This is a genomic window from Pseudomonas sp. FBCC-B545 (assembly GCF_059134095.1).
Genome location: NZ_CP101441.1, coordinates 4,653,028 through 4,676,239, shown reverse-complemented (window position 1 = coordinate 4,676,239; position 23,212 = coordinate 4,653,028). Strand labels below are relative to the sequence as shown.

Genomic DNA, 23,212 nt, shown 5'->3' with positions numbered 1-23,212 from the left:
ATGCATTTCACTACGTGAGGCTGTGTATGCCCCGGTAGAGAATTGGGTGAATGGAACCTGCTATGTTCAAACAACTGATGTGTCTTCTCTTATTGATGATCAGCGTCGCTGCCCAAGCCAGAGCGGAACAAGGTTGCCCTTATCCCTTGATGATCAAGCAAGTCGATGGCCATTTTGAAGTCGTGGATAAAAATGTGCTGTGGCAAAGCCAGAAAGTCGAGAGCCGTGATTTTATCGACCTGTTTATCGGCGCCGTATTTACCCCAAGTAAAGGCCAGGAACGGCAAAGCGGCTATATGGACAGGTGTGTCTATCGATCTGGAAAGGGGGATGTGGTCACCTTGAGGCCGAGCCCGCTTGGCATGCCGACCAGCATGTCCTTGACCGATACGTTGTACTGGCGGCTCGACACCGATCTATTCGGCCTACCGGTTTATCTGTGCGAAGAAAGGCAGCCGGACAACTGCGCATTCAAAGTAACCGGCAAAAAACCTTGACCTGTCAAAAGTCGGATAAATCCGCCAGAGGGTTCCTACCTTCCCACGCCTTGTTGAAGTGCGCTTGCACCACTGCTTCCGGAAGCGTGTTGATGTCCGGCCAGTGCCAATGGGGCGTCTGGTCTTTATCGATCAGGCGCGCCCGGACCCCTTCGGCGAATTCCGGATGACGGCAGCAGTTGAGACTGATGGTGTATTCCATCTGGAACACCTGGGCCAGGGACAGATGGCGAGCGCGCTGGATCTGCTCCCATACCAGATGCGCCGTCAAAGGGCAGCCTTCACTGAGGGTTTTGCCGGCGCGGCTCAATAGCGGGTCGCTGTGATCACGCAGCAGGCTCAAAGCACGCCAGGCACAGCGGACATCCCCCACATCCAGCCACTCGTCGATCTGCCCGCGGCGTGGCAGCCACTGCGCTTCGGGTTGCTGGCTCACCGCTTCCTGGGCCAGGGCCTTGAGCAAGCTGTTGAGCTGCATGACGGTCTGTTCCTGCCAGTTCAGTTGCAGCAGGCCATTGAGCAATTCGTCTTGCTGGTCATCGCGCAGGAAGCGGTCGGCCAGACCCAGGTCCAGCGCATCACGACCGTTGATATGGGCACCGGTGAGGCCCAGGAATAAACCGAGCTTGCCCGGCAGGCGAGACAGAAACCAGCTGGCCCCTACATCCGGATAGAGGCCGATGCTGATTTCGGGCATGGCCAAGCGGCTGCTTGGCGTGACGATGCGCACGGAAGCGCTTTGCAACAGGCCCATGCCGCCGCCGAGCACATAGCCGTGGCCCCAGCAAATCAGCGGCTTGGGGTAGGTGTGCAGGCGGTAATCGAGGCGATATTCGGCAGCAAAAAACTGCGCAGCCAGGGCCGGGACTTCGCCAGGTTGTTCACGGCATTCCTGGGCCAGGCTGCGCACCTCGCCACCGGCGCAAAAGGCTTTGGACCCATTGCCGCGCAACAGCACGCAGACGATTTGCGGGTCTTTGGCCCAGGCATCCAGGCGGTCGCCCAGCGCGAGGATCATCGGCAGGGACAGGGCGTTGAGGGTCTTTTCCGCGTCCAGGCTGGCGATGCCAATGCGGGCACCGCCACTGCCGGTCAATTCTTCGAAGTGCAGGTTCATCGTGACCTCAATCGAGAAGGTGAAGGATGAGTATGATCCCTTCGTGGGAAAGTGCCGGTGGTCTGTCAGATCAATTGACAAGCGGGGTCGGCTTTCCTAGGGTTCGCCTCATTCTTTTTTACAAGACAATTCAACTATGACCGATGGCGACCGTATCAAACTCGAACCCAGCTGGAAACACGCCTTGCGCGATGAGTTCGAGAAGCCCTACATGGCCCAGTTACGCGAGTTCCTGCGCCAGGAACATGCTGCCGGCAAAGAGATCTACCCACCTGGCCCGCTGATTTTCAACGCCCTTAACTCCACCCCCCTGGACAAGGTCAAGGTGGTGATCCTCGGTCAAGACCCCTACCACGGGCCCGGCCAAGCCCACGGCCTGTGCTTCTCGGTACAACCTGGCGTGCCGGCGCCGCCATCACTGGTCAATATCTATAAAGAACTCAAGCGCGACCTGAACATCGACATCCCCAATCACGGCTACCTGCAAAGCTGGGCCGACCAGGGCGTGTTGATGCTCAACACCACCATGACCGTGGAGCGCGCCAATGCCAACGCCCATGCGGGCAAGGGTTGGCAGTTCTTTACCGATCGGATTATTGAGGTGGTCAGTGAGCACCAGCCCCATCTGGTGTTCCTGCTGTGGGGCGCCCATGCCCAGAGCAAGCAGAAGCTGATCGACGCCACCAAGCATCTGGTGCTGACGTCGGTGCATCCGTCGCCGTTGTCCGCGTATCGCGGGTTTCTGGGATGTGGGCATTTCAGCCGGGCCAACAAGTTTCTTGAGCAAAGCGGTGAGACACCGATTGATTGGGTGTTGCCGCCTGTCTGATACGTGCGAGGCGTGCTATGCCGTCTCACATCTGCAATTCGATGATTCGAAAGAATTTTATCGTTCTGGCCAGGCTGAACAAAACTGCAGGGGACGCAGCACCTGTTAGTTCTGACAGTATCCGCTTGGGGGCAAATTGCCTTAACTACTCTCCGTGATCTTTGGATGGGGTCAGTACCCTTTAGGTGGTCAAGGGCCTCAACCTGATAGTCGTCTAGGAGAGTCGATATGTCTGAGTACGATCCGCTTAACCCACCTTCCAGTCGTGGCACAAAAGCAGGTGTGCTGGTCCTGGATGCACCTGTTGCACCTGATGCATTACCCCTTGAGGCAGATGACCGCGGTCATAAAATACCGGTATTTTTTCAAAGCACAGGGCTGAGGGTTGAAGTGCCTACGTTGTGGCCCGGCAGTAATGTGCTTGATCCTGGGGATGTCACTCTTGTCAAGTGGTTTTTTGGAGTCGAGATGTTTGATGAGAAGAGGCTGACGGCGCCTTATGACGCTAGCGACCTGCCTGACGTGGACGCTCTGGTACCTCCCCATCTCATGGACGTACCCGGCCTGCATAAATTGTACTACGAGGTGATATTAAGAGAGTCAAGTGGTAACCCAGGGGAGCTTTCGTTTTCGACAAATCTGGACAGTGACAAGGTCGGGCCAAATAACGGCTTGCGTGGTCCGCGTTTCCAGTTCCCGCAGGTCATCGAAGATGACGGCGTAACGGATGAATATCTGGATAATCCCGCCAACCTGGACAGAGTGACCGCTACCATTAATTTGATATGGCCGGACATACGTCTGGGGGATGTGGTGGAGGCTTCTTTAATACCACTGCCTTTTCTCAAGCCTTTGCGCAAACGTCCACGCCATTTGGACATCGTTGCCACCACCACCATTGTTCAAGCGCACAAGGATGGGGTTCGGCCCATCGAGGTGCATTTCCCGGGCGCTTTTCTTCGCGGTTTGCCCAATCGGGAGTTCAACGCTCAGTACTTTTTGAAAGACCGCTCGGGTCGTGAGTCGGGCCCATCACGTACCGCTCCCCTGTTAATTAATCTGACGCCTACGCCCACCGACCTGCGTCCTGTTGAAATTCCGCAGCTGAATGATGGGCGTATAGCCCTCAATGATGCCCGTGCTGAAGGCGGGGTATATATGAATATCCTCGAAGTATTCGGCTCAACAGAGGGGGATCGTCTCCTACCGTCATGGGATCTTATACCGCTCGACCCCATCGTTATTTCAGCTTTCCAGGTTTGGCCTATCAGGGTGCCGATTCCGTATTCGGTGTTGGCCAGCGGCGGTTACGAGTTCGTTTCCGGGACTGTGAGGGCAGAATACCGTTGGCAGAGAGGCATTGCCCCCTCCAGGCCATCGATCACCCGCTTTGCTGCTGTGGATCTGACGGTTGCCGGACCGGTGAGCCCTAATAACCCAGACCCTATCAACCTATTGCTGGACGTGGTGACAGTGAAGGGAGTAGATGGTGACAACCAATTGACTATCAACGACGAGGGTAAGCCGGTACGCGTGATTACCTCGTTGTATGACGCGCCCGATGTTGGTCAAACGTTGGAACTGATGGCAGGGAGCTTTCCCGGGCCCATCGCGACCTACACCGTACAAGCGGGAGATAGCGCGGGTCGGGAAATTGAGTGGTTCGTCGACTGGAACATCATCGAGCTTTTAGATACAGGTTGGGTTCCTTTCTTTTACTGGACCTTCAACGGGGTCAACCGGCAACGCGCGCCAGACACACCGGTAATGATCAATACGGTGCCTATCGTTGGGCTCAAACCCCTTGAGTATGTCGGAGTCAACTACGGACCTGGCCCGGACGCTGGGTTTATCAACTGCGCTCTGCGACCTTGGGTCAACGGCGCCGGCGTTAAAATACCCGGGGATCCAACGCTGTTGGACGGCGGTGATGAGGTGATTTTGCACTGGGCCAGTTATGCGCACCCTAATGGTTTCGCCGGCGCTGTCATTCCTGACACTATCAAGTCCTTCAGCCATACGCTGACGGCACAAGAAGCCCGTGAGGGATATGTCTTTCAGGTTCCGTTTGACCCATACATCTTGCTTCCGGGGCTGATCAAGCCACCAGAAGGGCAAACCAACCCTCGGCATGGCTCTGCGGTTGCGCGCTACCAGATCATCAAGCCGGCAGGTGCAGGCATGGGGTATTCCGAGCGTAGGTTGGTGTTTATCTCATTGATCCGGCTCAACTTACCGCCTTGCGTGTCGGACGATTAGGCGTAGTGGAGAAGGGTGCAATGTGCTTGTAGTGGAGGAGGTGCTCGTGGTTGCGAGCATCACAGTCGAGCCGCAAGGGGTACTGTCAAGTTTGACAGTTACGCGTTAAAGGGAAATGCCATTAAATGAATGAGACGCCAGCAGGTTTGCCAATTCAGACCTCTGCAGGGTCGGCATACGTTTAGAAAATGACACCCGGGTGTTTAGTCTTACCGTCGTTTTATGCCCGGACAGATACTTATTCTTTTGAGGAGTTTGAATCATGTCCAACACATCCAGTAAACCTGTTAGTCAAGACCCTGTAGGCCCCATGGAAGAGTGGGAAGAACCCGTTCTCGATCCCACATATTTACCTGCTCCGACGATCCCTGGTTTATTGCCGGCCATTGCTGGCGACAACCACCGGAATGTGGTGCCAAGGGCGCTTCAATTGAGCGGACTCAGTCTAAGGGTTGACCTGTGGGACCGTACCGGCTTTTTTAATGACTTCGATATACTCACCGTCTCTGTGAATGGCCGGCCGGTACATATTGAGACCTACGACGCAACTGTCACTTTACCTGATCCGGTAATTGTGGATTTGGGCCCCAAGTCGGCCTTGCAAACCAACGGTGTCAAAGACATTAGCGTTCATGTGCTCAACCTCAGCGACAATGACGTTAATTACAACATCAATCGGGTTTACGTAGATGCTCAGGACCCTAACTATGGCAGTCAACCTTCGAGGGTCATGATAGAAGATTACGGCACCGAACTGACCCCAGCCTTTCTCGTGGGTAAAGCGGGTTTGGAATTCACCATTCCCACGCCGGCAGACCGGCGTGGCGGTGATACTTATCGAGTACTTGTGGGAAGTAATATCGTTGCGATCGAGGATGACGTGCCGGTGACAGGCGACATTACTGGTCATATTCCAACTGCAACGATTCTTGAGCGGTCAGGTTCGATAGACGTGAGATATAACCTGGCTGATCGGTCTGGCAACACGACTACGTTGTCTATTCCAAACTACGTACAAGTGAGTCTGAACGAAGCGCCCGTGTTTGGTCCCGTCAGTGTGTTGGAAGCGCCATTGGTTGATAAAGCAGAGGCCCGTAACGGCGCAACGGTGCAGTTGGAAAGCTTGACCGGCCATTTGCAGAACGACACCCTGGTCGTGTTATGGGGGACTATTGAGATCTATCGTCAATCTATTGGCATGCCCGTTTTCCCAATTGACATCCCTGCACATTTTGCAGCTATTGCGGCAGGCGGGAATTTCTATACGGCGGATATCAAAGTCATGATTGAGCGCCAAGGCAGCCCCACTTACAACGCAGCTGTGGTGCAAGTGGATGTCGACCTGCGTGAGCCCGGTGGGCAAAACCCTGGTGAAGGCCCTGTAGACACAAACTTGGCACAGCCCGTTCTGCTCGGTGGGGGCCCCGACCCCAAACCCGATAACCGCCTCTCCGAGAAAGATCGCAACTTCGATGCCACCGTCACTTTCACCCTACCACCGGGGCTGGAAGTGGGTGATTTCATTGACTATGTCTATGGGGGGGATGTCGTTGGGACTTACCCGGTAACCGGGGCGGAAGCGGCCGATTTTCCGGTGCCTTTTACCGTGCCGTGGGCCACTATCGATGCCAAGGGCAATGGCACCATTGAAACCCACTGCGTTATTCGGGATGCCATCAACTATAAGCATTCTCCGAATCAAGATGTTGTCGTGGATATCTTCAACATCGGTAGCCTGACGCCTGTGACCTTTGAAAATGCCACGGTTATTACAGGCAACCCGAACTTCACCTATGCCATTAACTGTGCTCGGCAGCCTTGGCTAGGTGTGCCTGTCAAGATTCTGGATCCCGGGCTCCTCTTGGTTGGCGACAAAGTGATCATCGAGGCTGTCAGATACGCGTTCAACGCTCCTGGCGCGCCTATCGGTACGCCCATAGAGACCTCTGAATTCGAGCTCAACAGTGAGCATGTCAATCTTGGCTTGACCGTCCCGCTGGATTTGAAGGTCTGGCTTCAAGACGTCACAGGCAATAATGGCCGAGGCATCGTCGGTGTGCGTTGGAGGCTTCTGCGCCCCTCCACGGGAGACCGGGGCAGGTCCGACGAGGTGAGGGCAGCCTGGGATCTGGTTGGTTCGGGAGGCAACATTCCTGGCTATTGTGTTCCGGGTGCGTCGCGCGTCAAAGGTACGCTTTGATTGATTGCCGTGGCCCCACCCTCTCGCTTGAGAGGGTGGGTTTTTTTATTGAGTTTGTACCTTAAGGAAAGTCCTACGCTCTTTGGGAACTCACGTTATTAGTCTCTGCACCGTGGAAAACGGAAACCTCTTCGATACGGGTTCCGGGTTCGAACTGGTACTTAATTCTGAGGCTACACAACATGATTTCTCCTGCTTCCCAGCGTTTTCGTTATTCGCGTTTATCATCGATCATCAAGCTCGTAGCCGCCGCACCGTTATGCCTGTTGAGTCAACAGGCAATGTCGACAATTGTGGTGGACGGAACGGTGGGCAGCGGCAAATATGACGTCCGCCCGGGGGCCGCAGCCAGCGACTATCTGGCCCAAAAAGGTGCGACGCTTACTGTTCACAAGAACGCCAACGTTAAAGAAATACGTGCGACGAGCGGGTCGACCTTGACGTTGACAGGCGCCAACGTGAGTTCTGTCCATGGCTCCCAGGCGGCCATTGCGCTCAGCAATTCAAGCGCCACTATTTCCGACGCGCGCATTACCAGCCACACCAGTGGCGGCTTGAACGTGGCTCGCCAGGTGGGCACGCCCACGGGGTCCTACGCACAAGTCGACAATAGTGAAATCACTGGAGCGACCTATGGGGCCAACGTCACGTCCCATAGCCTTCTGGAGTTGAACAACTCTGTGCTGGTGGGCCAACGCCAGCAAGGGTTGTGAACTGGCCTAATGATCCCGGACACCTCTTAAGGGCGATATGATTCGCCCAATCAGGAGGTTCCATGCAAGAACGAAAGACCTATACCCGCGAGTTCAAGCAACGTGCTGCAAGCATGGTTCTTGATGATAACTGCTCAGTTCCCGACGTATGTGCATCGATGGAAGTTGGCCCTACGGCTCTGCGCCGCTGGGTTGATCAGGTTCGTAAAGAACGTCTGAAAGGGCAGCCAGTGGCCGGTACCAAGGCAATCAGCGAAGAACAGCGAGAGCTGCAGCAGCTGCGAGCCAAGATCAAGCGCCTGGAGACCGAGGCTGAAATCTTAAAAAAGGCTACGGCTCTCTTGATGTCGGATCCCGATCGTTTTTCCTGATCGAGGAGCTGAGAGAGTCGAGCTCATATCCGACCCGCCTGCTTTGTAGTGCGCTTGGTGTTTCCCGCAGCGCGTTTTATGAGTGGCTTAAGCGTCGCTCAGCGCCGAATACCAAGCGTGACGCGCTCAGAGCAAAAGTCGTGCAACTGCATGACGAAAGCCGGGGAAGTGCAGGCGCGCGGATGATCTCTCAGCACTTAAAGGCCCAGCAGATCAAAGTGGGACGGCATCTGGCCGGAAAACTCATGGCGGAGGCAAATCTGGCCAGCAGGCAGCGCCGCCGCCATCAATATCGCTCTAGAGGCGTCGAAGCATTTGTGGCCAAGAACCTGCTCGAGCGTAATTTCGAGCCAACCGCAATCAATCAGGTCTGGTGCGGCGACGTTACCAGCCTGATGGTTGGTAAACGCTGGTATCACTTGGCAGCGGTCATTGATTTGTTCGCCCGCCGAATCGTTGGCTGGGCGTTTTCTCTGATCAATGACGCCGACCTGGTTAGCAAGGCGCTGAGAATGGCGGTGGAGGTTCGAGGCAAACATGCAGGCTTGATGTTTCATTCGGATCAAGGCTGCCAATACACCAGCCAGCGCTTTCAGTCAGAGCTGCTGGAGCATGAGATAACGCAAAGCATGAGCCGCAGAGGGCAGTGCTGGGACAACGCACCAACAGAACGTTTCTTCGGGACGCTCAAATCAGAGTGGGTGCCCACCAAGGGCTACACGACAGTTGAAGAAGCGAGGCAGGATATGACCAGCTTCTTCATGCGGTATAACCGAATCAGGCTCCACAGCCACAACAACTACCTGTCGCCAATAGCCATGGAGCAGCAGGCGGCTTGATCACCGTAATCGGTGTCCGGAAAAACTTGACCAGAACATTGAGGCTCCTGGGAGGGGCCGCAATCGCCACTGACAGCGAAATTACCGGTGGTACCACGGGCGTTGTGATGTCCCTTGAAAGTGCAACTGCCCTTGAGTCGCCTCACCTGATACTCGACGGTTCGCGTGTGACGGGCCTCGATGGCCCCGCGATTAATGTGCTGGGGCCGATCACGGCTGAAATCGACGTGACCAATGGTTCGTCCCTGCAGGGTCAGAACGGTAACATGCTCGAGCTGACCCAGGGCGGCTCGGCCAACATGCGCGTGCGCTTCAGCGAGTTGGCTGGCAATATTCAGGTGGGTGCCGACAGCGCGTTGGATCTTAACCTGGACCACGCAATTCTGACGGGTGATGTCATCAACAACGGCGGCAGCGCCAGCGTCGGCCTGAATAATGGCTCGGTGCTCACCGGCCGCCTGGAAAACGTCGACACACTGGCGATCAACAGCGACGCCACCTGGGTCATGGTCGACGACCAGCATGTGGGCGATCTGCTCCTGGCCGGCGGTAACGTCAAGTTCGGCGACACCGGCACGTTCTACAAATTGGACGTGGACAACCTGTCGGGTAATGGCACGTTCGTCATGAGCGCGGATTTCGCTACCTTGACCGGCGACTTCCTGAATGTCACCGGCACGTCCTCGGGTGACCATCAGTTGTTGATCGCCAGCACCGGTGCAGACCCGTTGTCGGAAGATCGCTTGCATGTCGTGCACACCGAAGACGGCGGCGCCAAGTTCAGCCTGGTGGGTGAACGGGTGGACGTGGGTACATACTCCTACAGCCTGGTCGACGACAACGAAGGCAAGGATTGGTTGCTCGATCCGGGCAGCAAGGTGATCAGCCCGAGCACCAACTCCGTGCTGGCCCTGGCCAACGCGGCGCCGAGTGTGTTGTACGGTGAAATGACCAACCTGCGCACCCGCATGGGTGAGCTGCGCCACAGCGATGGTCAATCGACCGGGTTGTGGAGCCGCGCCTATGGCAACAAATTTGAAGTGAACAACAGCGATAAAGGCATGCAGTACAACCAGACCCAGCGTGGTTTCACCCTGGGTGCCGATGTGCCGTTGACCGGCGGTGATGGCCAATGGCTGGCGGGCTTCATGGCCGGTCACAGCACCTCGGACCTGGACCTGAGCCGCGGCAGCAAGGCCACCGTCGACAGCTACTACGTGGGTGGCTATGCAACCTGGCTGGATGCAGAGAGCGGCTTGTACTTTGACGGTGTTCTCAAGTTCAACCGCTTGCACAACGAGTCAGACGTTGCCATGAGCGACGGCAAGAAAGCCAAGGGCAACTACACGCAAAATGCGGTCACGGCTTCGGCTGAAGTGGGGCGTAATATCAAGCTGGATGACGGTTACTTCGTCGAGCCTTACGGCCAGTTGGCCACGGCGATCATCCAGCGCCAGAGCTATGAGCTGGACAACGGCCTGCAAGCCGAAGGCGCACGTACGGCCTCGGTGGTGGGTAAGCTGGGTGTGACCGCCGGGCGTGATATCCAGTTGGACAGCGGCAGCGTGTTGCAGCCGTACCTGCGTACGGCGGTGGCCCATGAGTTCAACCAGAGCAACAAGGTGTCCGTCAATGGCAACAGCTTCAACAACGACCTGTCGGGTTCGCGGGTTGAGATGGCGGCCGGTATCGCCATGGCGGTGTCGAAGAATTGGAAGGTGCATGCCGATGTGGAACGTAGCATGGGCAAGAGTATTGACCAGCCTTGGGGGGTGAATGTGGGGTTGCGTTACGACTTTTAAGGATGTGGACGTCTCACGTAGCTCAATAAAAAGCCCCGGATCGCAAGATCCGGGGCTTTTTATTGAGTTCGCACCGGGGGCGAGCTAAAACACCACCAAACACACGGAATCGTACCGTACCGTCTGGCAGGCGGGACGCACATATGTGCAGGGGGATTGGTTTTTCCTCGCGCGCTTCCTGTTCGGTAACGGTGTGGAAGTCGACCGGGACCAGCAGATCGGTGCAGAACAGCTCAATGAAATCACCTTCAAGCTGGCCTGCATAGGCGCGCAAGATGCAAATCAAGCCTGCGCTACCGTTGGCCCTCCAGTAATTGTTGGTACACGCCATCGGAGAACCCTACCGCCGGCGTGGTCAAACCGGCAATGTAAGGTGCTAGCTGCGAGACAGGAGGGAGGTTGCTCAGGGCGTGTTCCATGATCAGGACCTCGTAGTAGGACGCGGCACCGCGACGGGAGGGAGCATCAGGGATTGAACGCAGGGTGGAGGGCGGATGAATAGCTGTGAGAATGGACAGTGCCGACGAGTGGTATGGTGCACTGAGGCTGCCTGAATTGGTGCCCCCAAACTTGCGTCGAGCAGATATATTCGCGCTTTCCTACGAGTCGATGCGGCCGCGTAACTCTTCTGCCGGGCTGGCTGCAAGCACTGAAAATGCGAATAAGCGCTGATTAGTAGCGAATAAAGCGCAAACAGGTTCATCGGAGAGATAAACCTGTTTGCGTTACTTCTGGCTCAAGTTGCCCTGGGTCGTCAAAGTTGAACGATAAACACCGTATTGGCATTGTAGTTGCTGACTAACGCATATGACCCATCGGGGGCAATGGCGATGCTTGTTGGGTAGACGAACCCCGTCATGGTTCTGATGACTTCCTCTTTGTCGATGTCAATGATTGCCACTGAGTTGGAGGTGCGCATCGTTACATAAGCCAGCCGGCGTGTGGGATGAAAGGCTATACCGAATGCGCCGGTTAGGTTGGGTATGGTGTTGCTGATTAAGTTGGTGCGCGCGTCGACGATTTTCACGTTGGCCGCACTTTGGTCTGTCACATAGATTTTTTGCGCATAAGGGCTGTATGCCAGTCGCCAGGCATAACTGAAACCTGCAAGTGTCGACAGCTGAGTATTGGTAGCCGTGTCGATAATACCCATTGCACCCAACCCTGCGCAGTAAAGGCGTGTGCCCTGTGGCGCCAGCGCCAAGTCTACTGGGTAATAGGCGTAGCCTGTGTAAATTAGAGTGTCGTTCGATGTGTCAATAACCTGAAGTCGGGCTTGATAATAAGCACCATAGTAAAGGCGTGAACCGTCCAAGTTAAAAGCGAAGCCGCCATATCCATAAACGTGAATGCCCGTAATCTTGTTGCTGATTGTATTGTCGCTGGTATCGATTACTTGAATTTCGCTAGAGTGGTATCCACTGACATACAGTCGTGACCCATCCGGATGAAGCGCCAATCCATTTGTGTAAGTGTTAGCTGGCATAATAATCGTATCCGAAAGGCTGAACGTCGTCAGATCAATCACGGATACCGTGGCGCTATTGTAGTTGGCAACATAAGCCACGGTCCCCTCTGCATTAATGACGATGCGATCCGGGCCGCCGCCTACGTTGATGCTGTCTACAACACCCGGTTGCTTCCTGATTCTGTAACTTGCAGGCACCAACGGTTGCGCTGTCGCCCGCCCGCCGCCATCCAGCGATACATACGCCTTGAGGTCCAGCGGGCTGCCATCGGCGAGTCTTCTAAGGTAACTGGCTGGAATAGGCGTAAGGATGCGCTCGGCAGCAAACTCGGCGGGCGTCAGCGGGGTACCGTTGCGCAACACTTGATTCACTGTGCCCTCGGCGTCAATCCACACCGCTTGCGGGTTCTCAGGGTCGTAGCGCAAAAATGGCCAGGCATCAATCCGAACATCATGTGCCTTGGTGACGTCAATCACCCCACTATTGGCCTCGGCCTGGGGCACGCTCACCAAGTCCCAATACTGCGCCTCCAGCGCCTCGATCTCGAGCGTCAGTTCCCTGGACGGTTCACGCTTGTGGTCACGGATCACCTCGAAGAACACCCGGCAACTTTGCGCCAGGTTGGCGCCCACAAACACGTTGGGCACGGTGAAATCGACATAGTCTCCACCGGGCGCAGGTATGCCAGGCTTGATGCCGATATCCGGTGTGCCGAGTCCCGGTTTGCCGATGATGTGCACCTTTATGTCATCGCTTGGCAGCATCGGGCGATAACGTACGCGCACGGTCACCACGCCCGACTGCAGCACATGCGCAGGGTTCAGGCGGCTCAGGGTCGGCTTGATCTGCGTGCTTTCGAGCACTTCGGGGACGGGCAGGTCGAGGGCCGCGCCGACGCGGATCGTCAGGGCCTCGGAAAGCATGTCACGCTGCCCCGGTTTTACCACGGTGTAGTACAAACTTTGGGTGCCATTGAGGTTGGCGGTGACGTAGAGCCGAGCAACCACGAAGGGCAGGTCGACACCGAGCCAGTTTTCGTCGATCTCGAATTCCATCCGCGGGGCGCTACCGCCAGGGGCACTGCCTTCGGCGTACAGGTACACCGTGGCGCCCAAGGTGAAGGCGGGATGAGCCTTGACCGTGACATTCAGGTTGCCGCGGTTCTTGTCCGGGTCGAACACATGGTCCGGTGGCACTGCTTCGCGTGTGATGGGCGCTGGCAGGATGGCTCGCAGGGCTCCCACGTACAGGTTCAGCCGACGTGACGGTGGCCCGCCGTTGACGGTGTAGTGCAGCGAGAGCGCGCCGCCTTCCAACTGGGCGATTTCGCCATTGGGCCCGTTGGGCAGTTCTAGGACTATATCGTTCTGGCCGGCGCGGGCCGTGTGCTCGGCATAGTAGGACCGACCATTGGCGTAGGTGCCGTTGAGCACCAGCAAAACGCGAGCGTTGGCAGGGTAGCCGGTAAGGGCCCTGATGAACACCGTCACTGGGTCGGTGGCTGCGGGCAGGTTTCCACCTACGGCCTCGAGCACGATAGGTGGCGCCAGGCCGGCCTCGACGGGGGTACCGGCGATATCCACCGACCTGTCGAGGGAGTTGCGTGGTAATGCGTTGAGGCGAAGCCGTTGATAGGTCAATTGGACGCGCCCATCGATCAACGGCACGATATCGGTGTAGGGCCAGCGGATGCGCTGGGCGCGAGTGGTGGAGTCAATAGGGTGGTCGTAAAAGGTGGTAATCAACTGGCTGCCTTCAGTGCGCCCGGAGACTTTCAGGCGTAGTACGTCACCGAGTTCATAGCCCAGGCGGTTCACCTCAACCACAATGGTTGCATCGTTGCCGTCAAGGTCATCAGCATCGAGCAGATCGTTTTGGCCTGGCCGCTCGATGGATTCTGCGATGTAAGGGGCCGGCAAAAGCGGTTCTGCACCCGTGTTGCGTCGTACCTCGATGACTTGGGGTGGGGAAAATCCTCGGGAGTGGTTGCCGACCTCGTCCACCACTTCGTACTCGCACACGTGCACGCCGTCACCCACATCATCCCAAGTACCGGTGTTGACGTTGATGATGATCGGGGCTTCGCCCGCCGCCTCGAATTCAGTCACTGGGTGTTTGACAACGACTCCCCCGAGGCTCAGGCGAATTTCATCACGCACCTTGCGATGATTGACCCTGGGGAGGTTTGTGTTCACCGGGTAATAGCCGATGGATACGGGGATGGGGTTTATGGAGTTTTCCGGCGTGACGCCGAAGTCGATTACATCCTGAGGAAATACGGGCTTGGGCAGGTTCTCGTTTTGCGGGGTGCTGGCCACCGGGTTACGCCCACCTGGGAACTCGATATCGACCTTGATATTGAAGGGTTTGGTTTGGTCGCTGCTTCCACCGACGCGGGTCACAAAGGCCTGCAGTGTATTGCCGGCCTCACGGATAAAGCGTTCGCTGGCCACATGCAGGACAATTTGCAGGCCCTGGCGGGCCTCATCATCGGTGACGGTATGAAAGTCAACGCGAACACCATTTAACTTCAGCTCGATGAAGTCCCTGTCAACCTGCCCAAGATAAGGCAGCAGGATACAGGTCACGCCTTTGGCACTGACCTCCAGCGCCGCTCGGTTAAAGCCACCATCGAAGCCGACCACCGGATTGCTCAGGGTGGGCAGGTACAGGGGCAAGTCCGCGAAGGGAGTATTGCGAAAGGACTGTGGCGTCAAGATGGCGTCGTCGGGTTGGGCAATGGTGAAGCCTTCCGAGCGCAAAGAGGCGGGCTGAACGGAAATGGGTGAGCGATCGGGGTGCTGGGTATCCAGGTCGATAGTCATGAAGAAGGTCCTGTCAGAGCCGTTGAGGAGCGTGCCCGAACTGGTTGGGCTGAGCATCACTCGGTTGATTCAACGCTGTGACGAGGGCGAGAGATAGCTGTGAGAATTGACAGTGCCGACGAATGGTAGGGACCTGGGCGACCCTACTCAGAGCAAGATCAGGATTGCCGATTCCAATGCCTGAACAACGGCTCGGCCAGAAACAACACAAACAACAAGCGCATCACCTGCATCGCTGTCACCAACGGCACCGACAATTGCAGGGTCTCTGCCGTCAGGCTCATCTCGGCGATGCCACCGGGCATCATGCCCAGCGTCAGTGAGCGCAGGTCCAGGTGGGTCAGCGCACTCAACCCTACCGCTGCCAACGTGGCGAGCGCCATGGTCAAGGCCGTGCCAATCAAGGTGCGGCCCATGAACGCCGGTGCGCTGCGGAAGAACTGCCGATTGAAGTGGCAGCCCAAACCGCTGCCGATCAGCCATTGGCCGATCTGGCTGCCGCCGTCGGGCAGGCCAATGTGTAAATCCCAGGTCACGCTGGCGATGGCACTCACCAGCAATGGCCCGAATAACCAGGGATTGGGTTGGCGCAAACGCTGCCAGCCCCAGGCAACCAGCGCACCTACCGGAAACAGCATGGCCAGCCAGGCCCAGTCGACCGGTGCGGGATGAAACTGCGGTGCACCGCCGCCCAGCAAATACTTGAAGATCGCCGGCACACACAACACCACCACCAACACCCGCAAACTCTGCCCTGCTGCAACCCGGCTAAGCACTGCGCCATTGCGGGCGCCGAGGTTGACCATCTCGCCGGAGCCGCCCGGCATGCTGGAGAAAAACGCCGTGGCGCGATCTTCCCCACTGCGGCGCATCAACCACACACCCACTACGCTCGACAAACTCGTCACCAGCGCCCCGAAGAAGATCAGGCCGAAGTGGCTCATGACCTGCTCGATCACCACCGGCGTGAAGTGCAGGCCGATGCCGATGCCCACCACCCATTGCCCGCATTTGCGTCCGCCGGGAATCTCCGCCAATTGCCAGGGCGTGAGGCAGCGCACCAGGATGATCGCCAGCAACGAGCCGACCATATACGGCAACGGCCAGCCGACGAGGCTGGCCAGGTAACCGCCGGCCAGGCCGACCAGCGGTGTTCCCCACCAATGTTTGAAGGTGACCTCAGGCATCGGCTACGGCACGACGCTGCAAGGAGCGCTTGCGCCAGATACGCAGCAACGGCACGAGCAGCATGATGGCGGTCATTACCCACACACCGAAGGTGATCGGGCTTGACCACAGGATCTCCAGCGCGCCATTGGAAATCGACAGCGCACGACGCAGGTTCTGCTCCATCAGGCCACCGAGGATAAAGCCCAGCAGCAACGGCGACAGTGGGAAGTCCAGCTTGCGCAGGATGTAGCCGAAGATGCCGATGGCGATCATCAGGAACAGGTCGAAAGTGGTGGCATGTACGGCGTACACACCAATCGCAGTGATGATGGCGATCACTGGCACCAGCGCCCAGTTCGGCACGGCAAGGATGCGCGTGAAGATGCGAATCATCGGGATGTTGAGGACCACCAGCATGATGTTGGCGATAAACAACGAGGCGATCAGGCCCCAGACGATGTCCGGTTGCTGTTGGAACAGCAGCGGGCCAGGGGTGATGTTGTAGAGCGACAGCGCGCCGATCATCACGGCCGTGGTGCCTGAGCCAGGAACACCGAGGGTCAGCATCGGCACCATGGCGCCGCAGACCGAAGCGCCGATGGCGGTTTCCGGTGCTGCCAGGCCACGCATGTCGCCTTGGCCGAACTTGCCGCTGGCGCCGGCGATACGTTTCTCGGTCATGTAGGCCACGGCCGAGGCCATAGTCGCGCCAGCACCTGGCAAGACACCGATGATAAAGCCTGACACCCCGCAACGCAGGTTTACAGCCAACACCGACAAGGCTTCCTTGACGTTGAACATCATGCGCCCGGTGGCTTTCACCGCTTCCTGGCCACGGTGGGTTTTTTCCAGGAGCAGCAGGATCTCACTGATGGAGAACAGGCCCAGCACCAACACCACGAACTGGATGCCGTCGGTCAGGTGGATATTGTCGCCGGTAAAGCGATACACACCGCTGTTGGCATCGATGCCCACGCAGGCAAGGAACAGGCCGATCAACGCCGAGACGAAGGTTTTCAGCGGTTTGTCACCGGCCATGCCGCCCAGGCAGACAATCGCAAATACCATCAACACGAAATATTCCGCAGGCCCAAAGGCAATCGCCCATTTGGCCAGCAGCGGGGCGAACAGCACCATGCCGCAGGTGGCGATAAACGCACCGATGAACGAGCTCCAGGCAGACAGCGACAACGCCACGCCGGCCATGCCTTTACGGGCCATTGGGTAGCCGTCGAGGGTGGTCATCACGGTGGAAGCTTCGCCCGGGATGTTGAGCAGGATCGAGCTGATCCGGCCGCCGTATTCACAACCCAGGTATACGGCTGCCAGCAGGATCAGCGCTGATTCGGGCGGCAGGCCCAGGGCAAACGCGATGGGGATCAACAGTGCCACGCCGTTGATCGGGCCCAGCCCCGGCAGCAGGCCGACCACGGTGCCGATCAGGGTGCCGCACAGGGCGGTCACCAGGTTGTAGGGGCTCAGCGCGACGCCGAAACCCTGGCCCAAATAGCCAAAAGTATCCATATCAGTTCTCCAGAACGTCGAGCAGACCGAGGGGCAGTGGCACGTCCATGGTTTTATCGAACAGCAGATAAAGACCGATGCTCATCAAGGTGATGATGACCACGCTAGGCAACCAGCGGCCGCCGTACAGCCGCGCCATCGGAATGCCAATGAGCATGCTGCTGAGAATGAAACCCAGGGATTCGAAAGTGCCGGCAAACACCAGCAGCAAGGCCACGCAAATCCCGATCTTGACCAGGGTCGGGCGGTCCAGCGCCGGCTCATCGTCGGTGTGCTTGGTCGGTTGCGGACGAATCAGCATGTAGATCAGCGCCAGGCCCATCAGCCCGATCAGCAGCAGGGGGAACGCCCGAGGCCCTACCGGTTCGTAGGAAAAGGCCGCCTGATACGGCCAGGCCATGAGTGCCAGGCCGATACAGGCCAGTAACATCGCGGCAGCGAAAATGCGTTGAAAGAGCATGGAGAACTCCTGGGCCACGCCTTCGATGCACGAAGGCGTGGCCGTGCGAACAGGGGCGATTACTGGATCAGGCCGAACTCTTTGGCCAGCACTTTGTAGTCGGCCACCTGTTTCTTCACGTAGGTGTCCAGCTCCTGGCCAGTCATGGCGAACGGGAACAGCTCGCGCTGGTCACGCAGCTTGGCGAAGTCCTCGGAGGCCAGCAGTTTGTCGAACGCATCTTTCCACCAGGCATAGTCGGCATCGCTGACTTTTGGCCCAAGGTAGAAACCGCGCACCACCGGCCAGACGATGTCGTAGCCTTGCTCCTTGGCCGTCGGGATGTCTTTCATTTCCGGTTCGTCCAGGCGCTTTTCAGCGAACACGGCCAGCAAGCGCATATCGCCGCTCTGGATGTGTGGCATGGAGTCGGAGATGTCGGTACTGCCCACCTGGATATGGCCGCCCAGCAGCGCCGTGGCGATTTCGCCGCCACCTTCGAGCGCCACATAACGCAGGTCACGGGGGTTGATGCCGGCCGCCTTGGCGATCAGTGCTGTTTGCATCCAGTCCTGGCTGCCGACGGTACCGCCGGAACCAATCACGACCTTGCTCGGGTCCTTCTTCAACGCCTGGACCAGGTCGTCGAGGGTCTTGTAGGGCGAGTCGCTTTTCACCGCGATGGCGCCGTAGCTGGTGCCTACGGCAGCCAGCCAGCGCACGTTGGTTTCATCGAAACGGCCGAACTTGCCTTGGGCCAGGTTCAGCAGTGAACCGCTGGACCAGGCCACCAGGGTGCCGGCGTCCGCAGGGCGCTGGGCGACCACGGCGTTGTAGGCCACCGCGCCCACGCCGCCGGGCATGTAGGTCACACGCATTGGCTTGCTCAGCAGCTTTTCATTGACCAACGCGCTTTGCGCCAGCTTGCAGGTCAGGTCGAAACCACCGCCTGGGGAGGCCGGGGCGATGCATTCAGGACGCTTGGGTTCGTCGGCGGCCAGCAGTTGGCCGGCGAACAGCATGCAGCCGGCGGCGAGGGCAACTTTACGTAGTGAAGAGGTCATGGGATTTCTCCGTTATTGTTCTTATTTTGACGAAAACGCTTCGAGGCGTTTTTCGGGTGCTACGAATCAGGTAGCTCGGCAGGCATAGACCACCGTGGCTGGATGCTAAAGGGCGAAGCTTTCACTAACCTTTCAATTGTCTTTCAATGTTTTCGGGCTTCACAGGGCAGGTTGCGCCTGTAAACTCGCCGGCCAGCGGGTCGATAAAAAGCCGCGCCGATCACTCCTCATGAGGTAGAAGTCCATGCGTGTCCTCCTGGTTGAAGACCATTTGCAACTCGCCGAAAGTGTCGCCCAGGCGCTCAAGGGCATGGGTTTGACGGTCGACGTGCTGCACGATGGCGTGGCCGCGGACCTGGCCTTGGGCAGTGAGGAGTACGCGGCGGTAATCCTCGACGTGGGCCTGCCGCGCATGGATGGTTTCGAGGTACTGGCGCGCCTGCGGGCCCGTGGCAAAAACCTGCCGGTGCTGATGCTGACGGCGCGCAGCGATGTGAAAGATCGCGTGCACGGCCTGAACCTGGGCGCCGACGACTACCTCGCCAAGCCGTTTGAGCTGACGGAGCTGGAAGCACGGGTCAAGGCGCTGCTGCGACGCAGTGTGCTGGGCGGGGAGCGCCAGCAGGCGTGCGGGGTACTGGTGTATGACCTCGACACCCGGCGCTTCACGGTTGGGGGCGAGTTGATGACCTTGACCTCCCGCGAGCAAGCCGTGCTCGAAGCCCTTATCGCCCGGCCAGGCCGCGTAATGAGCAAGGAGCAGTTGGCCTCCCAGGTATTCGGCCTCGATGAGGAAGCCAGCCCCGACGCCATCGAAATCTACGTGCACCGCCTGCGCAAGAAGCTAGACGGCCAGCCTATCGCCATCGTGACGTTCCGCGGCCTTGGCTACTTGTTGGAAGCCCGCGATGCATAAGCCCAGCAGCCTGCGCTGGCGCCTGCTGTGCAACCTGGCGCTGCTGCTGGTGTTGTTGATGCTCGCCAGCGGCATGAGTGCCTACTGGAATGGCCGCGAAGCCGCCGACACCGCCTATGACCGCACCTTGCTGGCCTCGGCGCGCACCATTGCCGCCGGCTTGACCCAGGTCGACGGCACCCTTAGCGCGAATGTGCCATACGTGGCCTTGGACACCTTCGCCTACGACAGCGCAGGGCGTATTTATTACCAGGTCAATGACATCGACCAGAAGCTGATTTCCGGCTACGAAAATTTGCCCGGCCCGCCCCCCGGCACGCCGCGCACCGACGATTACCCGGCCCTGGCGCGCTTCTACGATGCCAAGTATCAAGGCCAACCTGTACGGGTGGTGAGCCTGCTCAAGGCCGTCTCCGAACCGAACATGAATGGCATGGCGGAAATCCGCGTCGCCGAAACCGACGAAGCACGGGTCGCCATGGCCCGCAGCTTGATGGCCGACACGCTGTTGCGCTTGGGCATGCTCGCCATCGGTGCACTGCTGCTGGTGTGGTTCGCCGTGAGCGCGGCATTGCGCCCGTTGGAACGCCTGCGCACCGCGGTGGAAGAGCGCCAGCCCGATGACCTGCGGCCGCTGCCGCTGGTGGAAGTCCAGGATGAATTCGGCCCGTTGGTGCGTTCCCTCAACCACTTTACCGAACGCCTGCGCGGGCAGTTCGAGCGCCAGGCGCAGTTTATCGCCGATGCAGCCCATGAGCTGCGCACGCCGCTGGCGGCACTCAAGGCCCGGCTGGAGTTGGGCCTGCGCGCCGAAGAACCGGCCAGCTGGCGCAGCACCCTGGAAAGTGCCGCCCAAGGCACCGACCGCCTGACGCACTTGGCTAACCAGTTGTTGTCCCTGGCCCGCGTTGAAAACGGTGCCCGGGCCATTGCCGAGGGCGGTGCGCAATTGCTCGACCTCAGCCAGCTGGCCCGCGAGCTGGGCATGGCCATGGCGCCACTGGCTCATGCGCGGGGAGTGGCCTTGGCACTGGAGGCGGACGAGCCCATATGGCTGCGCGGCGAACCGACGCTGTTGAACGAGTTGCTGAGCAACCTGGTGGATAACGCCCTGGCCCACACACCGCCTGGCGGCAATGTGATTCTGCGGGTGACGGCACCGGCGGTGCTGGAGGTCGAAGATGATGGCCCGGGCATCCCGCTGGATGAGCGGGATCGGGTATTCGAGCGTTTTTACCGACGCAGCCAGCAGGGCATGGGGTCTGGCTTGGGACTGGCGATTGTCGGGGAGATCTGCCGCGCACACCTGGCGCAGATCAGCCTGCATGATGGTGAGTTGGCTGGGCTGAAAGTGCGCGTGAGTTTTATTGCGGGTTGATCAGTAAAACATTGAGCGCGCTTCATCCAGTTCGGCGCGTGACTTTTCGCTGTAGAGATCAACCTGCAGCTTTTGCATCGCCGGCACGCTGGTAATGTCGACTTTCGCCAGCGGATGGTCAGTGTTGTGGTGGCAGTAGAGTACGGCGATCTGCACCAGATCGACATAGTCGAGCCTGGCAGAGTCGCGTTCCAGGTTCAGGTACTGCCCTGGCAGTTTTGCCAGCATTTCCGGAAAGTCCCAGCCGCCCAACAGTTTGTCGCCCAGTAACGGGTGAATGCTCTCGATGACGTGGTTGAGGCTGACCGGGTCCGAGAGCAGTTCGTAATGGTCTTCGGCGTAGGTGAGGATCGGCAGCACGCCGATCTGGTGCACCAAACCACCAAGGGCCGCCTGGTCCGCCTTGAGGTGGCTATGCCGGCGGCACAAGGCATAGCTGACGCCGGCTACTTCCAGGCTGCGACACCACACATCGCGCATTTTCTGTGCAACCACTTCGGAGCGGGCGTGAAAGATCTGCTCCATCACCAGGCCGATGGCCAAGTTGCTGCTGTAGTTGGTGCCGAGCCGCGTGATGGCGGTGTGCAGGTCGGTGACTTCCTGGCTGGCCCGCAACAGCGGGCTATTGACCACTTTGATCAGGCGCGCCGACAGAGCGGTGTCGCGACTGATCACCTTGCTCAAGTGGCTGATGCTGATCTCCGGGTCTTCGGCGGCCTGGCGAATCCTCAGGGCCACCTCCGGCAGTGTCGGCAGAACCAGGTCATCGTTGTCGATGGCCATCACCAAAGCCTGTTGGACTTTTTCCGCCAGCTTGTTCATTCATGCTCTCTAGGGTGCTGCAAAAAGGTACGGCGATTAACGCTGGATCTCGCGATCACGGTCCAGTTGGTAGGGCAGGTCGAGCAGGTGCAAGCCAGGGCCTTCCAAGGTGCCCAAGCGCACGTCGCCATTGTCGGCAGCTTCGGCTTGCAGCACGGCGAGAAGTTCAATCGACTGGTCCGCTTTTGCCGCGATGACGACTTCGCCGATCGCGCTGTTGTGGCTGGGTGAAAACAATGGCGTGCCTGGCTCGGGTAGATCGACCGTCTCCAGGCTCAGGCGATACAGGCGCCGCTTGAGTTTGCCCAGGTACTGCATGCGCGCGACGATTTCCTGGCCGGTGTAGCAGCCTTTCTTGAAGCTCACGCCACCCACGGCCTGCAGGTTGAGCATTTGTGGGATGAACAGCTCGCGAGTCTGCGGCATCACCTGGCCGATACCGGCACGGATCTGGCCGAGCAGCCAGGCATTCAAGTCAGCCTGTGGCAGCTGCGCGACCAGTTGGCTGCGCACGGCGTCGGCTTGCTCTGCGGGCACCCAGAGTTCGGCACGGTTAGGGGAGACACGTATGGCGATGAGCGAATCGGTGCGTACTACGCTGTCGGTCTCGGCCGGCAGTGCCAGGCCAAGGGCGGCCAGGGAAGCGTCTGCGTTTGCCAGGCCGAAGCGCGCCCAGGCGGCGCTTTCGTCGGTGAGTTTGGATTTGGAGAACACCGCGTATTTCTTCAGGTCCGCCAGCTGTGGTTCGAGCAGCTCGGTGGCCATGGCCATCAGCACGCCGTCGCCTTGCAACAGGATGCGAAAGCTGGACTGCATACGGCCTTTTTGCGTACAGCGCGCGCCCAGGCTGGCCTGGGTTTCACTCAGGTAATTGAGGTTGCAGGTCAGTTGTCCCTGCAGGAACTTGGCAGCATCGGAGCCGCGGACGGCAAGCACGCCTTCGTGGGTCAGTGAACAGAAAAACGCAGAGTCAGCCAT

19 protein-coding genes are annotated in these 23,212 nt (G+C 58.5%); 10 read left to right on the top strand and 9 right to left on the bottom strand.

Going from position 1 to position 23,212, the window contains the following annotated elements; all coding sequences use genetic code 11:
• Positions 1-62 precede the first annotated feature (62 nt).
• Positions 63-497 carry a DUF3757 domain-containing protein gene (locus NMB39_RS21650; protein ID WP_057022017.1) on the top strand — a complete coding sequence of 145 codons (435 nt, stop codon included), beginning with the start codon at positions 63-65 and terminating at the stop codon, positions 495-497.
• Between the two features lie 4 nt (positions 498-501).
• On the opposite strand, the gene dspII is transcribed toward NMB39_RS21650, so the two are convergent.
• Entirely contained in the window at positions 502-1,614 is a 1,113-nt protein-coding gene (dspII, locus tag NMB39_RS21645; RefSeq protein ID WP_057022018.1) for an enoyl-CoA hydratase/isomerase DspII, read from the bottom strand.
• A gap of 136 nt (positions 1,615-1,750) precedes the next feature.
• Here dspII and ung point away from each other — a divergent pair, with 136 nt between their 5' ends.
• The 7 genes from ung (at position 1,751) to NMB39_RS21610 (ending at position 10,627) form a co-directional block, all read left to right on the top strand.
• The gene (gene ung / locus NMB39_RS21640; RefSeq protein WP_005785971.1) at positions 1,751-2,443 is read left to right on the top strand and encodes a uracil-DNA glycosylase; all 693 of its coding nucleotides are present in this window, start codon (positions 1,751-1,753) and stop codon (positions 2,441-2,443) included.
• Between the two features lie 228 nt (positions 2,444-2,671).
• Positions 2,672-4,702, top strand: coding sequence for a hypothetical protein (locus tag NMB39_RS21635; RefSeq protein ID WP_057022019.1), 2,031 nt, complete (start codon positions 2,672-2,674; stop codon positions 4,700-4,702).
• Positions 4,703-4,964: 262 nt separating this feature from the next.
• On the top strand, positions 4,965-6,902 hold the full coding sequence (locus NMB39_RS21630) for a hypothetical protein (RefSeq protein WP_494340086.1): 1,938 nt from the start codon (positions 4,965-4,967) through the stop codon (positions 6,900-6,902).
• 182 nt (positions 6,903-7,084) lie between these two features.
• Positions 7,085-7,615 (top strand): hypothetical protein, encoded by a 531-nt coding sequence (locus NMB39_RS21625; protein ID WP_494340087.1) that lies wholly within the window; start codon positions 7,085-7,087, stop codon positions 7,613-7,615.
• A gap of 62 nt (positions 7,616-7,677) precedes the next feature.
• Complete coding sequence (locus tag NMB39_RS21620; RefSeq protein ID WP_198730987.1) at positions 7,678-7,986, top strand: transposase; 309 nt, start codon at positions 7,678-7,680, stop codon at positions 7,984-7,986.
• Complete coding sequence (locus tag NMB39_RS21615) at positions 7,983-8,825, top strand: IS3 family transposase (protein ID WP_494340580.1); 843 nt, start codon at positions 7,983-7,985, stop codon at positions 8,823-8,825. Before NMB39_RS21620 ends, NMB39_RS21615 begins: the two co-directional genes overlap by 4 nt.
• A 107-nt stretch (positions 8,826-8,932) precedes the next feature.
• Positions 8,933-10,627 (top strand): autotransporter outer membrane beta-barrel domain-containing protein, encoded by a 1,695-nt coding sequence (locus NMB39_RS21610; protein WP_494340088.1) that lies wholly within the window; start codon positions 8,933-8,935, stop codon positions 10,625-10,627.
• 22 nt (positions 10,628-10,649) lie between these two features.
• On the opposite strand, the gene NMB39_RS21605 is transcribed toward NMB39_RS21610, so the two are convergent.
• The 6 genes from NMB39_RS21605 to NMB39_RS21580 all read right to left on the bottom strand — a co-directional run bounded on the left by NMB39_RS21605 (position 10,650) and on the right by NMB39_RS21580 (position 19,118).
• A complete protein-coding gene (locus NMB39_RS21605) occupies positions 10,650-10,901 on the bottom strand; it encodes a hypothetical protein (protein WP_124356080.1) in 252 nt (83 codons plus the stop codon).
• A 480-nt stretch (positions 10,902-11,381) separates the two neighbouring features.
• Positions 11,382-14,921, bottom strand: a complete 3,540-nt coding sequence (locus NMB39_RS21600; protein WP_306957358.1) for a YncE family protein — start codon at positions 14,919-14,921, stop codon at positions 11,382-11,384.
• A gap of 158 nt (positions 14,922-15,079) precedes the next feature.
• Positions 15,080-16,108, bottom strand: a complete 1,029-nt coding sequence (locus NMB39_RS21595) for an AbrB family transcriptional regulator (protein WP_057022023.1) — start codon at positions 16,106-16,108, stop codon at positions 15,080-15,082.
• Positions 16,101-17,615 (bottom strand): tripartite tricarboxylate transporter permease, encoded by a 1,515-nt coding sequence (locus NMB39_RS21590; RefSeq protein WP_057022024.1) that lies wholly within the window; start codon positions 17,613-17,615, stop codon positions 16,101-16,103. Before NMB39_RS21590 ends, NMB39_RS21595 begins: the two co-directional genes overlap by 8 nt.
• Before the next feature lies 1 nt (position 17,616).
• A complete protein-coding gene (locus NMB39_RS21585) occupies positions 17,617-18,075 on the bottom strand; it encodes a tripartite tricarboxylate transporter TctB family protein (RefSeq protein ID WP_057011947.1) in 459 nt (152 codons plus the stop codon).
• Positions 18,076-18,134: 59 nt separating this feature from the next.
• A complete protein-coding gene (locus NMB39_RS21580; RefSeq protein WP_057022025.1) occupies positions 18,135-19,118 on the bottom strand; it encodes a Bug family tripartite tricarboxylate transporter substrate binding protein in 984 nt (327 codons plus the stop codon).
• Positions 19,119-19,362: 244 nt separating this feature from the next.
• Between NMB39_RS21580 and NMB39_RS21575 the strand changes: the two genes are divergently transcribed.
• Both NMB39_RS21575 and NMB39_RS21570 read left to right on the top strand, forming a co-directional pair.
• Positions 19,363-20,034: a response regulator gene (locus NMB39_RS21575; protein WP_046071411.1), complete on the top strand. Its 672-nt coding sequence runs from the start codon at positions 19,363-19,365 to the stop codon at positions 20,032-20,034.
• Positions 20,027-21,412, top strand: a complete 1,386-nt coding sequence (locus NMB39_RS21570; protein WP_057022026.1) for a sensor histidine kinase — start codon at positions 20,027-20,029, stop codon at positions 21,410-21,412. Before NMB39_RS21575 ends, NMB39_RS21570 begins: the two co-directional genes overlap by 8 nt.
• Here the strand turns inward: NMB39_RS21570 and NMB39_RS21565 are convergent, their stop codons facing one another.
• Complete coding sequence (locus NMB39_RS21565) at positions 21,413-22,234, bottom strand: HDOD domain-containing protein (protein ID WP_057011943.1); 822 nt, start codon at positions 22,232-22,234, stop codon at positions 21,413-21,415. It abuts the gene before it with no gap.
• 36 nt (positions 22,235-22,270) lie between these two features.
• Positions 22,271-23,212, bottom strand: coding sequence for a CAF17-like 4Fe-4S cluster assembly/insertion protein YgfZ (ygfZ, locus tag NMB39_RS21560; protein WP_057022027.1), 942 nt, complete (start codon positions 23,210-23,212; stop codon positions 22,271-22,273).

Excerpts from the sequence above, each read along its gene's own strand:
- NMB39_RS21650 (WP_057022017.1), top strand. The coding sequence starts at position 63 with ATGTTCAAACAACTGATGTGTCTTCTCTTATTGATGATCAGCGTCGCT.
- dspII (WP_057022018.1), bottom strand. The coding sequence starts at position 1,614 with ATGAACCTGCACTTCGAAGAATTGACCGGCAGTGGCGGTGCCCGCATT.
- ung (WP_005785971.1), top strand. The coding sequence starts at position 1,751 with ATGACCGATGGCGACCGTATCAAACTCGAACCCAGCTGGAAACACGCC.
- NMB39_RS21635 (WP_057022019.1), top strand. The coding sequence starts at position 2,672 with ATGTCTGAGTACGATCCGCTTAACCCACCTTCCAGTCGTGGCACAAAA.
- NMB39_RS21630 (WP_494340086.1), top strand. The coding sequence starts at position 4,965 with ATGTCCAACACATCCAGTAAACCTGTTAGTCAAGACCCTGTAGGCCCC.
- NMB39_RS21625 (WP_494340087.1), top strand. The coding sequence starts at position 7,085 with ATGATTTCTCCTGCTTCCCAGCGTTTTCGTTATTCGCGTTTATCATCG.
- NMB39_RS21620 (WP_198730987.1), top strand. The coding sequence starts at position 7,678 with ATGCAAGAACGAAAGACCTATACCCGCGAGTTCAAGCAACGTGCTGCA.
- NMB39_RS21610 (WP_494340088.1), top strand. The coding sequence starts at position 8,933 with ATGTCCCTTGAAAGTGCAACTGCCCTTGAGTCGCCTCACCTGATACTC.
- NMB39_RS21600 (WP_306957358.1), bottom strand. The coding sequence starts at position 14,921 with ATGACTATCGACCTGGATACCCAGCACCCCGATCGCTCACCCATTTCC.
- NMB39_RS21595 (WP_057022023.1), bottom strand. The coding sequence starts at position 16,108 with ATGCCTGAGGTCACCTTCAAACATTGGTGGGGAACACCGCTGGTCGGC.
- NMB39_RS21590 (WP_057022024.1), bottom strand. The coding sequence starts at position 17,615 with ATGGATACTTTTGGCTATTTGGGCCAGGGTTTCGGCGTCGCGCTGAGC.
- NMB39_RS21585 (WP_057011947.1), bottom strand. The coding sequence starts at position 18,075 with ATGCTCTTTCAACGCATTTTCGCTGCCGCGATGTTACTGGCCTGTATC.
- NMB39_RS21580 (WP_057022025.1), bottom strand. The coding sequence starts at position 19,118 with ATGACCTCTTCACTACGTAAAGTTGCCCTCGCCGCCGGCTGCATGCTG.
- NMB39_RS21575 (WP_046071411.1), top strand. The coding sequence starts at position 19,363 with ATGCGTGTCCTCCTGGTTGAAGACCATTTGCAACTCGCCGAAAGTGTC.
- NMB39_RS21570 (WP_057022026.1), top strand. The coding sequence starts at position 20,027 with ATGCATAAGCCCAGCAGCCTGCGCTGGCGCCTGCTGTGCAACCTGGCG.
- NMB39_RS21565 (WP_057011943.1), bottom strand. The coding sequence starts at position 22,234 with ATGAACAAGCTGGCGGAAAAAGTCCAACAGGCTTTGGTGATGGCCATC.
- ygfZ (WP_057022027.1), bottom strand. The coding sequence starts at position 23,212 with ATGGCTGACTCTGCGTTTTTCTGTTCACTGACCCACGAAGGCGTGCTT.